This is a genomic window from Lachnoclostridium sp. An196, from assembly GCF_002160135.1.
Taxonomy (GTDB): domain Bacteria; phylum Bacillota; class Clostridia; order Lachnospirales; family Lachnospiraceae; genus Hominiventricola; species Hominiventricola avistercoris.
This window is the reverse complement of record NZ_NFJZ01000011.1, coordinates 66,994-86,489: the sequence shown is the minus strand read 5'-3', so window position 1 is coordinate 86,489 and position 19,496 is coordinate 66,994. Positions and strand designations below refer to the sequence as shown.

The following is a 19,496-nucleotide window of genomic DNA, read 5'->3' as shown; positions in this document are numbered from 1 at the left end:
GAACCATGAAATTTCGGGAACGGATGGCGGAAAAACTGAAACTGCCGAAAGACCTGGTGATGGGGGCGGCCGTGCTGACGGTGACCGGGAGAAGCGAAGCCTATGTGGAGAACTACCGGGGGATCATCGAGTACACGGACCAGCGGATCCGCCTTCAGACCAAAACCTGCCAGATGACGCTGTGTGGGGAATGTCTCCATATTGATTACTACACGGAAGACGAGATGAAAATATCGGGGCAGATAGGGGAAATCCGCTATTGTTGACAAACATTCTGAAATTCATCAAGGGCTATGTAGTGATCCGGCTCGGCGGTTACGCGCCGGAGCGTTTCTTAAATCTGTGCAGCCATCATCACATTATCCTGTGGGGGATGAGATCGGTCGGGACAGAATATGAGATGTGCGTCAGTATCGGCGGTTTCCGCAGACTTCGTCCACTGGTGCGCAAAACAAGAACAAAGGTCGTGATTCTGGAAAGGCACGGCCTTCCTTTTATTCTTCACCGGTACCGGAACAGGAAGCTGTTCGCCGCCGGAGCCGTGGCAGGAGCCGTTCTTCTCTATGTCATGTCGCTTTTTATCTGGAATATTCACATCGAGGGCAATTACAGCCTGAGCGACCCGGTGGTGCTGGGCTATCTGGAAAATATAGGCATCGTGCATGGCATGAAAAAAAAGGACGTCCACGGAGAGCAGATAGAGGAGATGCTCCGGGAATATTTTCCGGAGATTACCTGGACCTCTGTGGAGATGAAGGGAACCAGGCTCATCGTTCATATCCAGGAAAATGAAGACGCCGCCTATGATACGGTGCCGGATGAGGAACCTGCCGACCTGGCGGCAGCGGACTCCGGCACGATCGTTTCCATGATCGTCCGCAGCGGGACGCCGTTGGTCTCGGAAGGGATGGAAGTGCAGGAGGGCGATCTTCTGGTGTCGGGAAAAGTAGAAATACTGGATGATGCGGGAGAAGTGGCAGAGACCCATTACGTCCACGCGGACGCGGATGTCCGTATCCGCCGTACAGAGACTTATCAGGAGTCATTTTCCATGAACTATGATAAAAAAGTGTATACCGGACGGGAAAAGACGTCGTTCTATCTGGTGCTGGGCAATAAAAGAATCAATGCGGGAGGTTTTGGGGGTGCATTTGAACAGTCTGAGAGCCTGACAGATGAATTCCCTCTGAAGATCACGGAAAATTTTTATCTGCCAATAGTCTTCGGAAAAAATACAGAAAAAGAATATTTTCTGGAGCCGGCCGCATACTCGGAGGAAGAGGCAAAGGAGAAAGCAGAAGAGGAACTGAACCTGTTTTTCAGAAAAATGGAAAATAAGGGTCTTCAAATTATTGAAAATCGTGTTAAAATAGAGGTCAATGGAGATTTGTGCACCGCCGCCGGGACCTGGGTCCTGGAGAAAGAGACGGCGAAGGAGCAGACTCCGGACATGACAGAGCCTGTGCAGGAAGAACCTGCCGGGGAAAGGGAACAGACATAAGTGACATTAGAAGAACATATTTTTAACATTCCATCGGAACATGAACAAAATGTATGCGGACAGTTTGACGCATATCTGAAAAAAATCGAGAGAACGATCGGCGTGACGGTGATCTCCCGGGACGGAGGACTGAAGCTGATCGGAAATGAGGAACAGGTACGCAGAGCAGGACAGGTGCTGCTGGAACTGGTGGAGCTGTCCAAAAGAGGAAACCAGATCACAGAACAGAATGTGGACTATGCACTGGCGTTGGCTGTGGAAAAAGACAGCGGAGGCGCTCTTTTATCCATCAACGAAGATACAATCTGCCATACGATCAGCGGAAAATCCATCAAACCCAAGACGCTGGGACAGAAACAGTATGTGGATGCGATCCGGAAAGACATGATTGTCTTCGGCATCGGCCCGGCGGGAACGGGCAAGACCTATCTGGCGATGGCCATGGCGATCAGCGCGTTCAAGGCCAATGAAGTGGAACGGATCATCCTGACCCGCCCGGCCATCGAAGCTGGAGAAAAGCTGGGATTTCTTCCGGGAGATCTGCAGAGCAAGGTGGATCCTTATCTGCGGCCGCTGTATGACGCGCTGTATCAGATCATGGGAGCGGAGAGCTTTCAGAAGAATATGGAAAAAGGCCTGATTGAGGTGGCCCCGCTGGCATATATGAGAGGACGCACCCTGGATAATGCGTTCATTATCCTGGATGAAGCGCAGAATACCACGCAGGCCCAGATGAAGATGTTCCTGACCCGTATCGGTTTCGGTTCCAAGGTGGTGGTGACCGGAGATGCGACTCAGAAGGATCTTCCTGCCGATACGCCGTCCGGTCTGGAAGTGGCGGAGAAAGTGCTGCATAAAGTAGAAGGGATCTCTTTCTGCAAACTGACCAGCCGGGATGTGGTGCGCCACCCGCTGGTGCAGAAAATTGTGACCGCCTATGAAGAGTATGAGAAGAAAACGGCGCAGAGAAAGGAACGAAATGACATTAAACATCGAAGAGGAATACGCTCTGGATCTGGGCGTTGACTATGAAGGAACTGCCAGACTGGTCATAGACCGGGTGCTGGAATCGGAGAAGTGCCCCTATGAGGCGGAAGTGAATCTGCTGCTGGTCTCGGACGAGGAGATCCACCGGATGAACCGTGAATTCCGGCAGATCGACCGCTCTACGGATGTGCTGTCTTTCCCTCAGGTGGAATATCCGTCGCCGGCAGATTTTTCCTGGGCGGAAGAACACGAGGCGGACTGCTTTGATCCGGACAGCGGAGAACTGGTGCTGGGAGACATTGTGGTCTCTCTGGATCATGTAAAAGAACAGGCAGCGCAGTACGGACACGGCTGCCGGAGAGAGTTTGCGTTTTTGATTGCCCACAGTATGCTGCATCTGCTGGGATATGACCATATGGAAGCGCGGGAGGCTGCGGTCATGGAGAAAAAACAGGCGGATATTCTGGACAGCCTGGGTATTCGCAGACAGCCTTCGGAAGAATAATACGTAAAGAGGAACTCTATGAGTACAAAAAAACAGAAACAGTCGTCTAACTACATCGTGCAGGGAGGCATCCTGGCAGGAGCATCAATTCTGGTCCGCATCATCGGCCTGATCTACCGGATTCCGGTGACGAGGATCCTGGGACCGGTGGGAAACAGTTATTATTCCGCGGCCTATGAAGTCTATTCCATGATGCTTCTGATATCGTCCTTCAGTCTTCCGCTGGCTGTATCCAAACTGGTGTCCGCGAGACTGGCGAAAGGAAGGGCGAAAAGCGCGTACAAGCTGTTTGGCTGTACGATGCTGTTCGCGCTGGTATCCGGCGGCGCCGCGGCGCTGATTGTGTTTTTTGGCGCTGGATTTTTCAGCGAAGTAGTGGTCAGCACTCCGGAGAGCCGTCTGGCGCTGCAGGTCCTGGCTCCCACCATCCTGATCGTAGCTCTGATGGGGTGCCTGAGGGGATATTTTCAGGGGCTGGGAAGTATGGTGCCGACGGCGATTTCCCAGATCATAGAGCAGATCATCAATGCTGCGGTCAGCATAGGCGCGGCATGGTATCTGTTTCGTTATGGAGCCAAGCTGGATGCCCTGTTATCTACGGAGACGGCTGCATATGCCTATGGCGCGGCGGGAAGCACACTGGGTACCGGTCTGGGGGCGTTGGCGGGCTTTCTGTTTTTGATTTTCCTGACCCTGGTTTTCCGAAGAGTGATGAAAGAACAGATTGCCAGGGACCGTCATGAAAAGACGGAGTCAACCGGACAGATCCTGTATCTGATCCTTGCGACGATTCTTCCGGTCATCCTGAGCACGGCCGTCTACAATATCAGCGGTATTATAGATCAGGGTATCTTCAAGCACCTGTTGGACTACCGTCAGTATGACAGTATGCGAATTGACGAACTATGGGGGATTTTCAGCGGAGAATACAAGCTTCTGACCAATGTGCCCATTGCGGTTGCATCTGCCATGGCATCTTCCGTAATTCCGGAGATGACCCGTGCAAGAGTCAACCGGGATCGGAAACAGATGAGGAAAAAGACAGAGAATTCCATCCGCTTCGTGATGGTGATCTCAATTCCGTGCGCGGTGGGCATGTCCGTTCTCGCGGAACCGATTCTCACGCTTTTGTTCGGAGCGGAAGAGCATACGGCGCTGTCTGCCAGCCTTTTGCAGATGGGAAGCATATCGGTGGTGCTGTACGGCATGTCCACGCTGACGAACGGCATCCTTCAGGGAATGAACAAGATGCGGCTGCCGGTCATACATGCGGCCATAGCGTTGGCGGCGCATGTGGTGCTTCTGGTGGTGCTGCTTCAGGTATTCGATCTTCATATTTATGCGGTAGTATGGGCCAATATCTTTTTTGCATTCCTGATGTGCATATTAAATTCCCGTTCCATTGCCAGATACATGCGTTACCGGCAGGAGGTTCGCCGAACTTTCGTGATTCCGCTTGTCGCGTCGGCTCTGATGGGAGCAGTCTGTTACGGATGTTATCGGGGACTGATGCTCGCGGCTAAAAATAATTCCATTGCTACGCTTGTTTCCTGCGCGGCGGGCGTGTTTGTTTATGGAATTGCCATGCTGCTGCTTAAAGGCCTGACGGAAGAGGAACTTCGGCGGTTCCCCAAAGGGTATCTTCTGGTGTCCGTGGCTAAAAAACTGCGTCTGATGTGACATATTTTAGCGTATAAACCTCTTTTTTCCAGTTCATACTAGTGAAAAAGGAGGTTTTATCATGTCCAGAAAAGTTTTGGGAATACTTTTGGGGGCGGTCGTTGTACTTGCCCTGTTCATTTTCGGGTACTGGTACCTGGGAAAAGATGCGGGGACGCCGCCGGAGGAACAGAGAGGGACTGAATTGGTGGAGTCTCTTCCCGCGGAGAACCAGCCGTCGCAGACGGCGGCTGGACAGGATGTCCGGGAAGAAGAACCACAGGCGGAAGAATATCAGTTTGTCCTGGTAAACAACAATAATTATGTGGCAGTCTACAAGCTGCCGGAAAACGAGATCTATGAGTACACGGATGTGATCCTGGATGTGCTTCCCGAGGAACTGCAGGAAGAAATCCGGGAGGGGAAATACCTGAAAGGAGAGGAAGAACTGTATAATTTTCTTGAAAATTATACAAGTTAGCCATTGCCTTTAAATGGCAGATGTTGTACAGTATAAAAGACTAAACTGCCACAACGGGCTGGGTATAAAGATGAATTTAAGAGAACACTTAAAAGATAAAAAAAGAGTCGTGATCAAAGTGGGGACGTCTTCACTGACGCACCCGGAGACAGGGATGATGGACCTGATCAAGCTGGAGAAGCTGGTCAGGGAACTGTCGGATCTGCATAACCAGGGAAAAGAAGTGATCCTGGTAAGTTCCGGCGCTATCGCCGTAGGACGCAAGACTATCGGAATGAAAGAACGCCCCCGGAAGCTGGAGCTGAAACAGGCGTGCGCTTCCATCGGGCAGGCACGGCTGATGATGATCTATCAGAAGCTGTTTATGGAATACAATCAGATCGCGTCACAGATCCTGATGACTAAGAACACTTTTATCAACGGAGAGAACCGGATCAACGCCCGCAACACCTTTGAGACGCTGCTCTCTCTGGGAGCGATTCCCATCGTCAATGAAAACGACACGATCTCCACGTATGAGATCCGCTTTGGAGACAACGATACACTGTCTGCCATTGTAACCGCTCTGGTGGAGGCAGATCTTCTGATTCTGCTTTCAGATATCGACGGCTTATTTACGGATGATCCGAACAGGAATCCGAACGCGGAGTTTATAGAGTATGTGGATCATATAGACCGGGACCTGGAGAAAATGGCGAAGGGAGCCGCAAGCGATCTGGGAACCGGCGGAATGTCTACCAAGCTGCATGCGGCGCAGATCGCTACAGCGTCCGGCGCGGAGATGATCATCGCCAATGGACGGGATATGGGAGTCATTCACCGGATCATGGGCGGAGAACCGATCGGAACCCTGTTTAAAAGCAACCGGACGGAAGATTTTTATCTGATTGATTATTTGGAAGAGGATTGATGGAGATTATTGTATGATGGAAGAAAAGATTGCAAGGATCAATGAGCTGGCGCGCAAAGCAAAAGCGGAAGGGCTGACGGAGCCGGAGAAAAAGGAACAGCAGCTTCTGCGGCAGGAATATCTGGCAGATATCCGCAGGAACCTGAAAAGCCAGCTGGATCAGATCGATATGGTAGAAGCAGACGGAAGCATCGTGAATCTGGGGGAAAAATATGGGCATGCTGGGAAAAAAGGAAATTAGGGCGGAAGTCAAAAAAAGACGGAGAGAAGCGGATGAAGAGACGCTGCATGAAAAAAGTCTGCAGATTCTGGAACGCTTCAGGCAGTTGTCCGCCTATAAAGACGCTTCTCTGCTGCTGGCCTATGTGGATGCGAAAAGAGAGGTGGAAACCCGCTTCCTGATGCGCTGCGCCTGGGATGACGGAAAGAAAGTGGCCGTGCCCAGAGTAGACGGGGACGGAATCATGCATTTTTACTATCTTCGGAGTCTGAAAGATCTGGAGCCTGGAGCTTTCGGCATTATGGAGCCGCGAGCCGACTGCCGGATCTGTGAACCGGAAGAAGGGCTTCTTCTGATGCCGGGAGTGGCCTTTGACGAACAGGGCCATAGAGTGGGGTACGGAGGAGGATATTATGACCGATATCTGGAAAAGCATCCTCATCTGATACATATTGCGCTGGCGTTTGAATTTCAGATTTTTCCGGAAGTGCCGTCAGAAAAGCACGATATCTGTCCTGACCTGATCGTAACAGAAAACAGAATATTGGGAGGGAAAATCGGAAGATGAAGACACTGAAAGAAATCGGAAAATGTGCGAAGGCGGCCGAACCTGCGCTTCGTGTTCTGAACGCAGGCGAAAAAGACAAAGCGCTGCTGGGAGTGGCGGAAAAATTGCTGGCAGATGCATCATACATTCTGGAGGCAAATGAGAAAGATGTGGTACGGGCTAAGGAAAATGGCATGAAACCGGGGCTGGTGGATCGTCTGATGCTGGATCGGAGCCGGATCGAAGGCATGGCGGAAGGGATCCGCCAGGTGGCGGCGCTGCCGGATCCGGTAGGAGAAGTGCGCTCCATGAAGCAGCGCCCCAACGGCCTGCTGATCGGTCAGAAGAGAGTCCCGCTGGGTGTCATCGGCATTATCTATGAGGCCCGTCCCAACGTGACGGCGGATGCGTTCGCACTTTGTTTTAAGGCCGGTAATGTGGTGATCTTAAGAGGCGGCAGCGATGCATTTTACTCTAATCTGGCTATTGTGGAAACGATCCGCACGGCGCTTAAAGATCACGGCGTTCCGAAGGACGCTATTCAGCTGATCGAAGATACCAGCCGGAAGACAGCCCAGGAATTTATGAAGATGGACCTCTATGTGGATCTGCTTATCCCCAGAGGCGGAGCAGGTCTGATCCGCAGCGTACTGGAGAACAGCCGTATTCCGGTCATTGAGACAGGAACGGGAAACTGCCATATTTTCGTGGACGAGAGTGCGGATCTTCAGATGGCTGTCTCTATTATTTTTAACGCAAAGACTCAGCGGATCGGCGTGTGCAATGCCTGTGAGTCGCTGGTGGTACATGAAAGAGTACTGGATCGTCTGATGCCGCTGCTGAAGAAAAAACTGGATGAAAAACAGGTGGAGATCCGCGGCGATAGAAAAGCGGCTGCTGCAGCGGAGGGAATAGTTCCGGCCACGGAAGAAGACTGGGGAACAGAATATCTGGATTACATTCTGTCTGTAAAGACTGTGGATAGTATCGATGAGGCGATCGCCCATATCAATCGTTACAATACAGGGCACTCTGAAGCGATCATTACTTCTGATTATGCAAATGCGCAGAGATTTTTAAACGAGGTTGACGCTGCCGCAGTTTATGTGAATGCGTCTACGCGCTTTACAGACGGATATGAATTCGGCTTTGGCGCGGAAATCGGCATCAGCACGCAGAAACTGCATGCCAGAGGCCCTATGGGGTTGGAAGCATTGACTTCCTATAAATATATTATTTATGGAAATGGACAGATTCGATGAGAGTAATAGCAGGTACGGCCAGAAGTATGCCGTTAAAGACCGTGAAAGGGATGGATACCCGACCCACAACTGATAAGATAAAAGAGACTTTATTCAACGTGCTGCAGGCGGATGTACCCGGAAGCCGTTTTATGGATTTGTTCAGCGGAAGCGGAGCGATTGCGGTGGAAGCTTTAAGCAGAGGCGCGGAGCATGCCGTGTTGGTGGAACAGAATCCGGGAGCGGTAGAATGCATTCGGGAAAACCTGACATTCACGAGACTGATGGACCGGGCAGAGATTCATAAATGCGATGTGATGACGGCGCTTTACCGGCTGGAGGGGCAGAAACCTTTCGACATTATTTTTATGGATCCGCCCTATAATCAGGGACTGGAACATCAGGTGCTGTCATATCTCGCGGACAGTACGCTTGCGGACGAATACACCGTGCTGGTGGTGGAAGCATCGCTGGAAACGGATTTTTCCTGGCTGGACGGGCTGGGATATCATGCATATAAGACTAAAAAGTACAGAACAAACCAGCACCTTTTCCTGCAGAAAAATTCCTGACACTATAAAGGCAGACGGTTTGGAAAGGATAACAAATGATTCGAGCAATTTATCCCGGGAGCTTTGATCCGGTAACTCTCGGTCACCTGGATATTATCAACAGGGCGTCCCGGACTGTGGGAGAACTGATTGTCGGTGTGTTGAATAATGGCGGAAAAACTCCGTTGTTTTCCATTGAAGAACGTGTTAATATGTTAAATGAAGTAACCGGAGATCTGCCCAATGTAAAAGTGATGTCTTTTTCCGGGCTTCTGGTGGACTTCGCAAAGCATACGCAGGCCACTGTGATCGTACGCGGACTGCGGGCCATATCGGATTTTGATTATGAACTGCAGATGGCGCAGACAAATCGGAAACTGAATCCTGATGTGGATACTATGTTTCTGGCTACAAGCCTGGAGTATGCTTATCTGAGTTCTACAACTGTAAAAGAGGTCGCCAGTTTTGGCGGCGATCTGCGGGAATTTGTTCCGGAATGTATTATCGGGGAGATCCGGCAGAAGATAAAAGAACAAGGATAATCTGAGTATAGAATGGAGAATGCAGTATGGGTAACAGTCGTATAGAGCAGATAATTGAGGAGATTGAAGATTATATTGATACCTGTAAAGGGCCGCTTCTGGGGTCTTCGGATAAGATTGTGGTGAACCGGGAACGGATGGAAGAGCTGCTCAGGGAGCTTCGCCTGAAGACGCCGGAGGAGATCAAACGATATCAGAAAGTGCTGGCAAATAAAGATGCGATTCTGGCGGATGCCCAGGCCAAGGCGGACGCGATCATCGCCCAGGCCAATATCCAAAATCAGGAGCTTGTCAATGAGCATGAGATTATGCAGCAGGCTTATGAACAGGCCAACCAGGTAATCGAAATGGCAACGAATCAGGCTCAGGAGATTCTGGATAACGCTACCAGGGACGCCAATGAGATCCGTCTGGGGGCGATCCAGTATACCGACGATATGCTTGCCAATCTGCAGACAATGGTACAGAATCTTGTGGATTCGTCCAACAGCCGATACGAAGCTATGATGAATAATTTCCAGGATTTTTATAACGTGATTACCAGTAACCGCGCAGAACTGGCGCCGCAGACAAATACAGATAAGTCAGAAGAAGAACCGCAGGAAGAGTGATCAGACGGCCCTTCAGCCAGTCCCGTACGCTGAGCGGGCTTTCTGAAAGTACGCTTTGAGTCTGGGCACAGATACATAAGCCGCCGAAAGCGGCACATGCGCATGCAAAGACACTTTTCCAGACAGTGGAGAATCCTTTTGCGCTGCATATGCGGTCGATGCCGCTGCTTACTTCCAGCAGGGCGCTGAGAAATATCTGAGCCGGTTCCGGTATGCGAAGCAGGTTCAAAAATTGCGCGATAATCGTAAAAAGTATGATATATCCGCCCAATCGGGTTACAGTAGTAAAACTATCCATAATACAGGCGTCCAGCATCGGAAAATCCGGTCGATGCAGGACTGCCTGTTCTTTTTTTTCCTGATCAGAAGAAAAATGAAAAAAAGGCCGGCTCAGGATGCCGTACAGGACAGGCAGAGAGTAAAACAGCAGAAACAGTCCCCAGGGAGGTTCCGCACAGCCCAGCCCTGCAGCGCAAAGATAGTTCAGAAAAAATGCAGGGCTGACATTGTTGCAGAATCCCAGCAGATAACGTCCTTCTTCAGAAGAAACGTGGCCGCTTTTCACCAGATCCGCAGTGACTTTTGCCCCCATGGGAAATCCGCACAGAAAACCAGTCAGGACCACATAGCATCCGGATTCGGAGATGTGAAATATTTTTTTTAGGACATGGGCATAGGACCGGTTCAGTATATGAAACAAGCCCGTATGTACCAGCAGTCCGGACAGAATCATGAAAGGAAGCAGAGAAGGCAGGACAGAGGTGTACCAGAGATCCAGACCGCGGGCGCATCCGGCGGCGATCAGCGCCGGATGGGTGAAAATCAGAAACAGTGCGGAACTGGCCAGGCAGAGGAAAAGTATCTTTTTCAAGAAGCCACCATATAATGAATTGATTCTTTACAGTTTATGGGGCAGGCCGTAAAATATGAATCCAATCCGGCAGATTGCATTTTATCTTACTGCTGTTCTTTTTTCTGCATGCCTGATCCAGGGAGAAATGGTCTGGATCAGCGAATACTCCGGAAAACGCATGCCTGCAGAACAGAACGACGCGGATCTGTTTCAGGAGTACCAGCAGGCAGTGGAAGCCGTATGGGAAGAACTGGAATGGTTTCCGATTCCTCTGTCCGACACGAATCCGCGGGCGGAAGTGACATTTGAAAATTCGTGGCTGGCAGAACGTAATTATGGAGGTATGCGGCAGCATGAAGGTACGGATCTGATGGCTGCCATAGACCAGGCGGGATACTATCCGGTTATCAGCATCACAGACGGAACGGTGGAGCAAATAGGATGGCTGGAAAAAGGAGGATGGCGCATCGGGATCCGTTCCGGAAACGGAAATTACTATTATTATGCCCATCTGCATTCCTACGCGTCTGAATGGAAAGCAGGGGACGCGGTTCAGGCGGGGGAACTTCTGGGTTACATGGGAGATTCCGGATACGGTCCGGAAGGGACTACAGGGGAATTTCCCGTGCATCTGCATCTGGGTATCTATCTTCCGTTGGGAGCGGACCAGGAGAAAGCGGTCAATCCTTACTGGATGCTGCGTTATCTGGAAAGCAGAAAGCTGACATATGCGTATTAGGCAGTTGACAAACCGATTTTCAATGATTATAATGAGCCTGTAATTAATTGAAAAAGCGTTGATGAGACAAGTAAGCTGCAGTAACTGTGCCAGAGAAGGGCGGGAAGCTGGAAATGCCCCCACAGAAAGTATGCTGAAGACCAGCTCGGAGCGGCCCTAATCCGGCCCGGTGACCCCGTTATCGTCAGAATGAAGCGGCTTGTCCGATGTTTTTCGGAGAGCAAAAAGGGTGGAACCGCGATATGAGAGATCGTCCCTTTCTGTCAGAGATGACAGAAAGGGTTTTTTGTTGCACAAAAAACAGAAACGGCTCTCGTAAGAGTGATGATTCTGAAAAAATAAAAGGAGTGTAGAGATCATGAAAGTAACGTTGAAAGACGGCTCCGTGAAGGAGTACGATAAGAGCATGTCTGTATATGATATTGCTCTTGACCTGAGTGAAGGACTGGCGCGGGCGGCGTGCGCGGGAGAAATCGACGGTGAGGTTGTAGATATCCGTACGGTGGTGGACAAGGACTGTCAGCTGAATATTCTGACGATGAAAGACGAAAAGGCCCTGCCGGTGCTGCGGCATACTGCCAGCCATGTGATGGCGCAGGCCGTGAAACGCCTTTACCCGGGAGTCAAGCTTGCGATTGGTCCCTCTATATCGGACGGCTTTTATTATGATATGGAATTTGAGACCCCTCTGACTTCAGATGATTTCGGCAAGATAGAAGCGGAGATGAAAAAGATCATTAAAGAAAACCTAGAGATTGTCCGGTTTACCAAACCGCGTGCGGAGGCAATCGCCTTTATGCAGGAAAAAGGAGAGCCGTATAAAGTGGAACTGATTCAGGATCTGCCGGAAGACTCGGAAATCAGTTTTTATCAGCAGGGAGAATTTGTAGATCTCTGCGCGGGCCCGCATCTGAAGAGCACCAAGGACGTGGGAAAAGCTTTCAAGATCATGAGTCTGGCCGGAGCGTACTGGAGAGGCGACGAGCATAACAAGATGCTTACCCGTCTGTACGCAACTGCTTTTCCGAAAAAAGAAGAGCTGGAAGCTTATATTACCATGATGGAAGAAGCAAAAAAGAGAGATCACAGAAAGCTGGGAAAAGAGCTGGGGCTTTTCATGATGCATGAGGCCGGTCCCGGATTTCCGTTCTTCCTGCCCAAGGGAATGGTCCTGAAAAATACACTGCTGGATTACTGGAGAGAAATCCATAAAAAAGCCGGCTATGTGGAAGTGTCCACGCCGGTGATCCTGAACCGCAGTCTCTGGGAGACTTCCGGACACTGGGATCATTATAAAAACAATATGTATACGACGGTGATTGACGAAGAAGATTATGCCATCAAACCGATGAACTGTCCGGGCGGCGTGCTTGTGTATGCGTCCGAACCCCGTTCTTACCGGGATCTTCCTATCCGTATGGGAGAACTGGGGCTGGTACACCGTCATGAGAAGTCGGGACAGCTTCACGGTCTTATGCGTGTGCGCTGCTTTACGCAGGACGATGCCCATATCTTCATGACGCCGGATCAGATCAAGGATGAGATCAAGGGCGTAGTTGCGCTGATTAATGAGACCTATTCTCTGTTCGGATTCCAGTACCACGTGGAGCTGTCCACCCGTCCGGACGATTCTATGGGAAGCGATGAAGACTGGGAGATGGCAACGGACGCTCTGAGAAACGCACTGGATGAATTGGAACTTCCGTATGTGGTCAACGAAGGGGACGGCGCGTTTTACGGGCCGAAGATAGATTTCCATCTGGTAGACTGCATCGGACGTACCTGGCAGTGCGGTACGATCCAGCTGGATTTCCAGCTGCCGCAGCGTTTTGAACTGGAATATGTGGGCGCCGACGGAGAAAAACACCGTCCGATCATGATCCACAGGGTGGTTTTCGGATCCATCGAACGTTTTATCGGTATCCTGATCGAGCATTATGCAGGAGCCTTTCCGACCTGGCTGGCGCCGGTGCAGGTACGCGTGCTTCCGATTTCTGAAAAGTATATGGGATATGCGAAAGAAGTGGAGAAGAAACTGAATGATGCAGGCGTGCGCGTGGAACTGGACGAACGTTCCGAGAAGATCGGATATAAGATTCGTGAGGCGCAGACTGCCAGAATCCCGTATATGCTGGTGGTCGGTCAGAAAGAAGAAGAAGACGGCGCAGTTGCAGTAAGGAGCCGCGCAGCCGGAGATGAAGGTGCAAAGGCGCTCGACGATTTCATTGCAGGCATTCTGAAAGAAATAGAGACAAAAGAAAATCGGCAGGCACAGCAGAAATAGATATCCGAAGTCCAGCAAAGCAACAGTCAGCCTTGTCAATCGGGAAAAAAAATGGTATGCTGTTAATAGTCAAGACGACACACCATACGACAGGAGGCATTGCAGTGATCGAGGCAACGAGCTGCGGCGGTGTGGTTATATTTCGAGGGAAGATTCTGCTCTTGTATAAAAATTATAAGAACAAATATGAGGGTTGGGTGTTGCCGAAAGGAACCGTAGAACCTGGCGAAGACTATCCTGAGACGGCAGTCCGGGAAGTCAGGGAAGAGACGGGAGTCAGTGCCAGGATCGTCAAATATATCGGCAAGAGCCAGTATTCATTCACCGTACCGGAAGATGTGGTGGAGAAAGATGTTCACTGGTTCCTGATGATATCAGACAGTTATTACAGTAAGCCACAGCGCGAGGAATACTTTGTAGATTCTGGGTATTATAAATACCATGAGGCGTATCATCTGTTGAAGTTTCCAAATGAGAAACAGATTCTGGAAAAAGCGTATAACGAGTATATCGAGATGAAGAAAAATAATCTTTGGGGAAATCACAGATGAGAAAAGAGGTTGTTGGAAACAGCAGCCTCTTTTTCAGAAAAGGGTGAAAAGATGAGATGGTATCGGGAACTGTATCTGGGACCCACGGCGTCCCGGCACATCCGCAGGATCCGTAAAAAAGCCAGAGACGGTCGGGTTATGGCAGGCGTATATTATATCACCCCTTCTTCGGCCGGAGAGGGGCTTTTGGATGTATATCACAACGGGATGCTGAAACAGCCTCTGTTTGCTCATCTGCAGTGCACGGATATTGTGGGCGTGGCGTACGGAAAACTTGAGGCGACGGAACTTGTCCGGGTGATTATAGAAGATATCTATCGGAAAACCGGTGGACTTGATGTCCGAAATTATTTCAAAGATCAGGATTTTGGGGAATACTAATGGTGCATATCATACTGTTGATTTTGAAGACAGCGGGAATTGTATTCCTGTCTCTTCTCGGAATTGTACTTTTGCTTCTTGCCGCAATATTGTTTTTGCCCGTCACGTATAGGGTGTATGCGGAAAAAGAAGAAAAGATAAAAGTACACGCTGCCGGAGGATGGATGTTCCGTATGTTGTCGGTTCACTACCGATTGGACGAAAATGGTCGGGATTTTGTGGTCTGTTTTTTAGGAATCCCCATATATCGGCCGGGAAAAGAAAAACGATCATCTCGCTCTTCAAAAAAGAAGCGAAAAACATCTCTGCCGCATAAGCAGCTGACAGAATCAAAGCCTGAGTGCGGTACCAGAGAAGAATCTTCCCGTGTACATGCGTCCGAGCAGAATGAAGAGCCGGCGGCAGCGGCAGATACTTTGGCTGATCCGAAAGAAGAAAAAGGCGCAGACCGGAAAAGAACAGACCGGAAGAGGGGATTTTTTGGCAGACTTGCCTATGCAATCCACAGGATCTGTGATAGAATTAAAACAATATGGAATGCATGCTGTAAAATTCCACGTACAGTTCGTTCTCTGCTGGATCGCAAGGATCAGTTGCTGGAATTTTGGGATCTGGAGGAGCATCGGCGGGCACGTGAGGCGATCTTGAAAGAGTTCCTTTATTTGAGAGATAAAATCCGGCCAAGAAAAATCCTCGGATATATTCATTTTGGATTCGATGATCCGGCTGTGACCGGGATCTGCATGGGAGCTGCCAGTGTCCTTTATTCATGGTATCCGGAAAAGTTTGAACTGAGACCGGATTTTGACCGGCAGGTTCTTGAGGGAGAGATATTCTTTCGAGGAAAACTCCGGCTTTATGTTTTGGTAATGATTGGTCTGCGAATCTGGTTTAATCGGGATATCCGCCTGATGTATGCACACTGGAAAGAATTATAGGAGGTTCTTATGAGCGAAAAGAGCATGAACAACAATTTTGAATCTACAGTGTCTTCTCTGTTCAAGGGGATGGATCATTTTATCTCCAGCAAGACAGTAGTGGGAGACGCCATTACTGTAGGGAATACTATCATACTTCCGCTGGTGGATGTCACATTCGGCGTCGGTGCGGGAGCCGCGTCCAACGATAAGAAAAATAACGGAGGAGGAGGTCTGGGCGGAAAGATTTCCCCCAGCGCTGTGCTGGTAATCAAGGATGGAAATATCCGTCTGGTCAATGTCAAAAATCAGGATGCAGTAACTAAAGTACTGGATATGATTCCGGATTTCGTAGACAAGTTTACTTCGGGGAAGAAATCAGATCCGGAAGTAGAAAAGGCGGTAGACGATATATTGCACGGAGAAGATTAATGATCTGCTAAGAAATATGAAAATGCATAAAAATAGTTGCAGTCTTCTGCTGCAGATGGTATTGTTTTATTAACTACTGTATACAAAGGAGATTGTGTTATGTGGAAACAACGGAATGTTGCGCTGGGGATTATTTTCAGTCTTATTACCTGCGGTATTTACGGACTGTACTGGTTGGTATGTCTGACGGAGGACACCAATGCGGCAGCAGGAGAAAACGGAACGTCTGGTGTGATGGCTCTGATTTTTACTATTATTACCTGCGGCATTTATGGACTGTATTGGGCATACAGATGCGGGGAAAAACTGGATAAGGCGAAAACCATGAGAGGAATACCTGCTTCCAATGGGGGAGTTCTTTATCTGATCCTGTATATTTTCGGCGGTGTAATCGCGTACGCGCTGATTCAGCATGAGCTGAATAAATTGGCAGAAGCATGATGAATTACAAAAGAGGACTGAAGGTTCTGGCGGTGCTTGTACTTCTTGCCGGATATTATCTGTTCCTGAGATACACCGGAACAGGCATTCCCTGCCTGTTCCGGTATTTTTTTCATATGGAATGTCCCGGATGCGGAATCAGCCGGATGATTCTGGCCATATCCACGGGGGAATTTAGAGAGGCTTTTCTGTCCCATCCGGTTCTTTTCTGCTGGAGTCCGTTCCTGCTATGGCTTATTGCGAAAAATACAGCGGCGTATCTGTATGGAAAGCCGGTTTTTTTGCGTAAATGGGAGAAAGCAGGAACCGTTTTGCTCCTGATATCTTTATTGCTATTTTTTGTGTGGAGAAATCTCCCTCCGGCGTTTTCAGAGACGATCTGGATAAAGTTTGTTGACATTTCAGCAAAAATATAAAAATTTTGCTTGCAAATCGGAAGAACTTCTGATAGAATAACAGAAGTTGTGAGTCTGCAAGGCTCAAATAAGCCTAAGGAGGTGCAATGATGGCTAAGTGTGCAGTTTGTGACAAGAGTGTTCACTTTGGAAACAATGTGAGTCATTCCCATAGAAGATCCAACAAAATGTGGAGATCCAACGTGAAGTCCGTGAAAGTGAAAGTGAACGGCGGAGCAAAGAAAATGTATGTATGCACTTCTTGCTTAAAATCCGGTAAAGTAGAGAGAGCTTAACCGGCTGTGATATGATCGAAGATGCAGGGTGGAGCTGCCGCGTGTGCGGTGGCTCCGCTTTTTATACCCCGCCGTACTGGTGTTCAGCAGCTGAAATAACAGAGATATCCGCAGATCAAAAAGACGGCGGAGAGCAGAATCCGAATGAAGAAATTATCTTCCGGAAGAAATAGTGTAAGAAAGATGCCGAGTCCGATCCAAAACAGGACAAATCCAACTGTTTTTTTCATGATTGCTTCACCGCCCTGTCTTTTATTCTAAATATATGCAGGAAAAATGAAAAAAGCAAAATTTTATTTCTTTTTTACAGTGATTAGGGTATAATAAATATTGATTATGCAGATTAACTGGGAGGTATTCATATGCAGGGACAGATTAATACAGACCTTGGAAGTATTTTGATTGACGCCGATGTGGTTGCCACATATGCAGGCTCTGTAGCGCTTGGCTGCACTGGCATTGTGGGTATGGCATCGCTGGACATGCGTGACGGGATCATGAAGCTGTTGAAAAAAGACAGTATAAAGAGGGGTATCGAAGTCGCGATTGAAGACAATGAGATTTATCTGGCATTCCATGTCATAGTGGCTTATGGGGTGAATATTCCGGTAGTTTCTGAGAACCTGATTGATTCGGTGAAATATCAGGTGGAAGAATTTACCGGCATGAAGATCGGTAAGATCGACATCTTCGTGGAAGGTGTAAGAGTGATAGATTAGTGAGGGAGGATCTTAATTGTGATTAAGACGATCGATGCCCGGATGGTCGCGAAGATGTTTCTGGGCGGTGCAAAAAATCTGGAATCAAAAAAAGAATGGATTAACGAACTGAACGTATTTCCAGTGCCGGACGGAGACACGGGAACAAACATGACACTGACGATCACCGCCGCTGCGGCTGAAGTAAACGCTCTGTCGGATCTGAATATGGAGAACCTTTCCAAGTGTATCTCTTCCGGATCCCTGCGCGGCGCGAGAGGTAACTCCGGTGTGATTCTTTCTCAGCTGCTCCGCGGCTTTACCAAAGGAATCAAAGAACATGAAGAGCTGGATGTGATCGATCTGGCGGGCGCCATGCAGAAAGCAGTCGAGACGGCGTACAAAGCGGTGATGAAGCCAAAGGAAGGAACAATCCTGACTGTGGCAAAAGGAGCTGCGAATAAGGCGGCAGAACTGGCGCAGACAGAGGAAGATATTGAAGAATTCTGTATACAGATTCTGGCAGAAGCAGAGGCTGTCCTGGAAAAGACTCCGGACATGCTTCCGGTTCTAAAAGAAGCGGGCGTCGTTGACTCCGGCGGACAGGGTCTGGTGGAAGTGCTGCGGGGAGCGTTGGATGCGCTTCAGGGCAAAGAGATTGATTATGCGTTCGAAGCGCCCAGGAAAGAAAATATAGTAAAGATCAGCCCGCAGACAGAGACAGATATTAAATTCGGATATTGTACAGAGTTTATCATCATGCTTGAAAAACCTTTCGATGAAAGGACAGAGATGGATTTTAAAGGTTTCCTGGAATCCATCGGCGATTCGATCGTAGTCGTGTCAGACGATGATATCGTCAAGGTACACGTACATACGAACGATCCCGGACTGGCCATCCAGCGGGCGCTTCAGTATGGCGGACTGTCGCGTATGAAAATCGATAATATGCGTTTGGAGCACGAAGAAAAGCTGATCAAGGATGCCTCTAAAATCGCTGCAGAAGAAGCAAAGAAAGAAAAGAATTTATCCGCGCCAAAAGAAGGGCCTCATAAAGAGATGGGGTTCATCGCTGTATCAGCAGGCGAGGGACTGAGTGAAATATTCCAGAGTCTTGGTGTGGATTACCTGATCGAAGGCGGACAGACCATGAATCCCAGTACGGAAGACATGCTGCAAGCGATCAGCCAGGTGAATGCGGATAATATTTTTATTTTGCCGAATAACAAGAATATTATCCTGGCGGCCAATCAGGCAGGTTACCTGACCAAGGACAAAAAGATTTATGTGATTCCGACCAAAACGGTTCCTCAGGGCATTACGGCCATGATCAATTATATTCCGGAAGAAACCCCGGAACAGAACGAGGCCCGCATGCAGAGCGAGATCATGAACGTGAAGACCGGCCAGGTAACTTATGCTGTTCGGGATACCAGAATCGATGATAAAGAGATCCATGAAGGAGACATCATGGGTATCGGAGACAAAGGAATTCTTTCTGTTGGCAAAGATATTGCGGATACAACTCTGGATATGCTGGACCAAATGGTAGATGACGATACAGAGATTGTCAGCGTCTATTATGGAGCGGAAGTGGAAAAGTTCCAGGCGGAGGAACTGGGCCGCAGAGCAGGAGAGAGATATCCGAATGCGGAGGTAGAAGTGCATGACGGCGGTCAGCCGGTCTACTATTATGTAATATCGGCGGAATAATGATAAAGGTGCGGGGATCTCACACATAAGGAGTGTTCCCG

At 49.2% G+C, this 19,496-nt stretch carries 25 protein-coding genes; 24 read left to right on the top strand and 1 reads right to left on the bottom strand.

Annotated elements, in window-relative coordinates; genetic code table 11:
• The first annotated feature begins 5 nt into the window (after positions 1-5).
• The 13 genes from B5F29_RS13070 to B5F29_RS13010 all read left to right on the top strand — a co-directional run bounded on the left by B5F29_RS13070 (position 6) and on the right by B5F29_RS13010 (position 9,755).
• Positions 6-266, top strand: coding sequence for a YabP/YqfC family sporulation protein (locus B5F29_RS13070; protein WP_087155059.1), 261 nt, complete (start codon positions 6-8; stop codon positions 264-266).
• Entirely contained in the window at positions 260-1,501 is a 1,242-nt protein-coding gene (locus B5F29_RS13065) for a sporulation protein YqfD (RefSeq protein ID WP_162608435.1), read from the top strand. Before B5F29_RS13070 ends, B5F29_RS13065 begins: the two co-directional genes overlap by 7 nt.
• The gene (locus B5F29_RS13060; protein WP_087155057.1) at positions 1,502-2,527 is read left to right on the top strand and encodes a PhoH family protein; all 1,026 of its coding nucleotides are present in this window, start codon (positions 1,502-1,504) and stop codon (positions 2,525-2,527) included.
• The gene (gene ybeY / locus B5F29_RS13055; RefSeq protein WP_087155056.1) at positions 2,481-2,993 is read left to right on the top strand and encodes an rRNA maturation RNase YbeY; all 513 of its coding nucleotides are present in this window, start codon (positions 2,481-2,483) and stop codon (positions 2,991-2,993) included. Before B5F29_RS13060 ends, ybeY begins: the two co-directional genes overlap by 47 nt.
• A gap of 18 nt (positions 2,994-3,011) precedes the next feature.
• Positions 3,012-4,673: a putative polysaccharide biosynthesis protein gene (locus tag B5F29_RS13050; RefSeq protein WP_087155055.1), complete on the top strand. Its 1,662-nt coding sequence runs from the start codon at positions 3,012-3,014 to the stop codon at positions 4,671-4,673.
• A 61-nt stretch (positions 4,674-4,734) separates the two neighbouring features.
• Entirely contained in the window at positions 4,735-5,133 is a 399-nt protein-coding gene (locus B5F29_RS13045) for a hypothetical protein (protein ID WP_087155054.1), read from the top strand.
• 70 nt (positions 5,134-5,203) lie between these two features.
• Complete coding sequence (proB, locus tag B5F29_RS13040) at positions 5,204-6,043, top strand: glutamate 5-kinase (RefSeq protein WP_087155053.1); 840 nt, start codon at positions 5,204-5,206, stop codon at positions 6,041-6,043.
• Between the two features lie 13 nt (positions 6,044-6,056).
• Positions 6,057-6,284 carry a DUF896 domain-containing protein gene (locus tag B5F29_RS13035; RefSeq protein WP_087155052.1) on the top strand — a complete coding sequence of 76 codons (228 nt, stop codon included), beginning with the start codon at positions 6,057-6,059 and terminating at the stop codon, positions 6,282-6,284.
• A complete protein-coding gene (locus B5F29_RS13030) occupies positions 6,262-6,831 on the top strand; it encodes a 5-formyltetrahydrofolate cyclo-ligase (protein ID WP_087155107.1) in 570 nt (189 codons plus the stop codon). Before B5F29_RS13035 ends, B5F29_RS13030 begins: the two co-directional genes overlap by 23 nt.
• Positions 6,828-8,072 (top strand): glutamate-5-semialdehyde dehydrogenase, encoded by a 1,245-nt coding sequence (locus B5F29_RS13025; RefSeq protein ID WP_087155051.1) that lies wholly within the window; start codon positions 6,828-6,830, stop codon positions 8,070-8,072. Before B5F29_RS13030 ends, B5F29_RS13025 begins: the two co-directional genes overlap by 4 nt.
• Complete coding sequence (rsmD, locus tag B5F29_RS13020) at positions 8,069-8,623, top strand: 16S rRNA (guanine(966)-N(2))-methyltransferase RsmD (RefSeq protein WP_087155050.1); 555 nt, start codon at positions 8,069-8,071, stop codon at positions 8,621-8,623. Before B5F29_RS13025 ends, rsmD begins: the two co-directional genes overlap by 4 nt.
• A gap of 35 nt (positions 8,624-8,658) precedes the next feature.
• Positions 8,659-9,144 carry a pantetheine-phosphate adenylyltransferase gene (coaD, locus tag B5F29_RS13015; protein ID WP_087155049.1) on the top strand — a complete coding sequence of 162 codons (486 nt, stop codon included), beginning with the start codon at positions 8,659-8,661 and terminating at the stop codon, positions 9,142-9,144.
• 26 nt (positions 9,145-9,170) lie between these two features.
• Positions 9,171-9,755: an ATPase gene (locus B5F29_RS13010; protein ID WP_087155048.1), complete on the top strand. Its 585-nt coding sequence runs from the start codon at positions 9,171-9,173 to the stop codon at positions 9,753-9,755.
• Here B5F29_RS13010 and B5F29_RS13005 read toward each other — a convergent pair.
• Positions 9,682-10,626 (bottom strand): hypothetical protein, encoded by a 945-nt coding sequence (locus B5F29_RS13005; protein ID WP_087155047.1) that lies wholly within the window; start codon positions 10,624-10,626, stop codon positions 9,682-9,684. The genes B5F29_RS13010 and B5F29_RS13005 overlap by 74 nt on opposite strands.
• Positions 10,627-10,681: 55 nt before the next feature.
• On the opposite strand from B5F29_RS13005, the gene B5F29_RS13000 reads away from it, so the two are divergent.
• From B5F29_RS13000 to B5F29_RS12950, 11 genes are all read left to right on the top strand, one after another.
• On the top strand, positions 10,682-11,347 hold the full coding sequence (locus B5F29_RS13000; RefSeq protein WP_087155046.1) for a M23 family metallopeptidase: 666 nt from the start codon (positions 10,682-10,684) through the stop codon (positions 11,345-11,347).
• Between the two features lie 358 nt (positions 11,348-11,705).
• A complete protein-coding gene (thrS, locus tag B5F29_RS12995; RefSeq protein ID WP_087155045.1) occupies positions 11,706-13,631 on the top strand; it encodes a threonine--tRNA ligase in 1,926 nt (641 codons plus the stop codon).
• A gap of 104 nt (positions 13,632-13,735) precedes the next feature.
• Positions 13,736-14,182 (top strand): NUDIX hydrolase, encoded by a 447-nt coding sequence (locus B5F29_RS12990; protein WP_087155044.1) that lies wholly within the window; start codon positions 13,736-13,738, stop codon positions 14,180-14,182.
• Positions 14,183-14,233: 51 nt separating this feature from the next.
• On the top strand, positions 14,234-14,563 hold the full coding sequence (locus tag B5F29_RS12985; protein WP_143449157.1) for a hypothetical protein: 330 nt from the start codon (positions 14,234-14,236) through the stop codon (positions 14,561-14,563).
• On the top strand, positions 14,563-15,501 hold the full coding sequence (locus B5F29_RS12980; RefSeq protein ID WP_087155042.1) for a DUF2953 domain-containing protein: 939 nt from the start codon (positions 14,563-14,565) through the stop codon (positions 15,499-15,501). Before B5F29_RS12985 ends, B5F29_RS12980 begins: the two co-directional genes overlap by 1 nt.
• A gap of 9 nt (positions 15,502-15,510) precedes the next feature.
• A complete protein-coding gene (locus B5F29_RS12975; RefSeq protein ID WP_242955668.1) occupies positions 15,511-15,912 on the top strand; it encodes a GerW family sporulation protein in 402 nt (133 codons plus the stop codon).
• Between the two features lie 99 nt (positions 15,913-16,011).
• The gene (locus tag B5F29_RS12970; protein ID WP_087155041.1) at positions 16,012-16,353 is read left to right on the top strand and encodes a DUF4234 domain-containing protein; all 342 of its coding nucleotides are present in this window, start codon (positions 16,012-16,014) and stop codon (positions 16,351-16,353) included.
• Complete coding sequence (locus tag B5F29_RS17315; RefSeq protein WP_087155040.1) at positions 16,350-16,769, top strand: DUF2752 domain-containing protein; 420 nt, start codon at positions 16,350-16,352, stop codon at positions 16,767-16,769. The genes B5F29_RS12970 and B5F29_RS17315 overlap by 4 nt, the downstream gene beginning before the upstream one ends.
• An 89-nt stretch (positions 16,770-16,858) precedes the next feature.
• A complete protein-coding gene (gene rpmB, locus B5F29_RS12960; RefSeq protein ID WP_087155039.1) occupies positions 16,859-17,044 on the top strand; it encodes a 50S ribosomal protein L28 in 186 nt (61 codons plus the stop codon).
• Positions 17,045-17,406: 362 nt separating this feature from the next.
• Complete coding sequence (locus tag B5F29_RS12955) at positions 17,407-17,763, top strand: Asp23/Gls24 family envelope stress response protein (RefSeq protein ID WP_087155038.1); 357 nt, start codon at positions 17,407-17,409, stop codon at positions 17,761-17,763.
• 15 nt (positions 17,764-17,778) lie between these two features.
• Positions 17,779-19,455: a DAK2 domain-containing protein gene (locus B5F29_RS12950; protein WP_087155037.1), complete on the top strand. Its 1,677-nt coding sequence runs from the start codon at positions 17,779-17,781 to the stop codon at positions 19,453-19,455.
• Positions 19,456-19,496 lie beyond the last annotated feature (41 nt).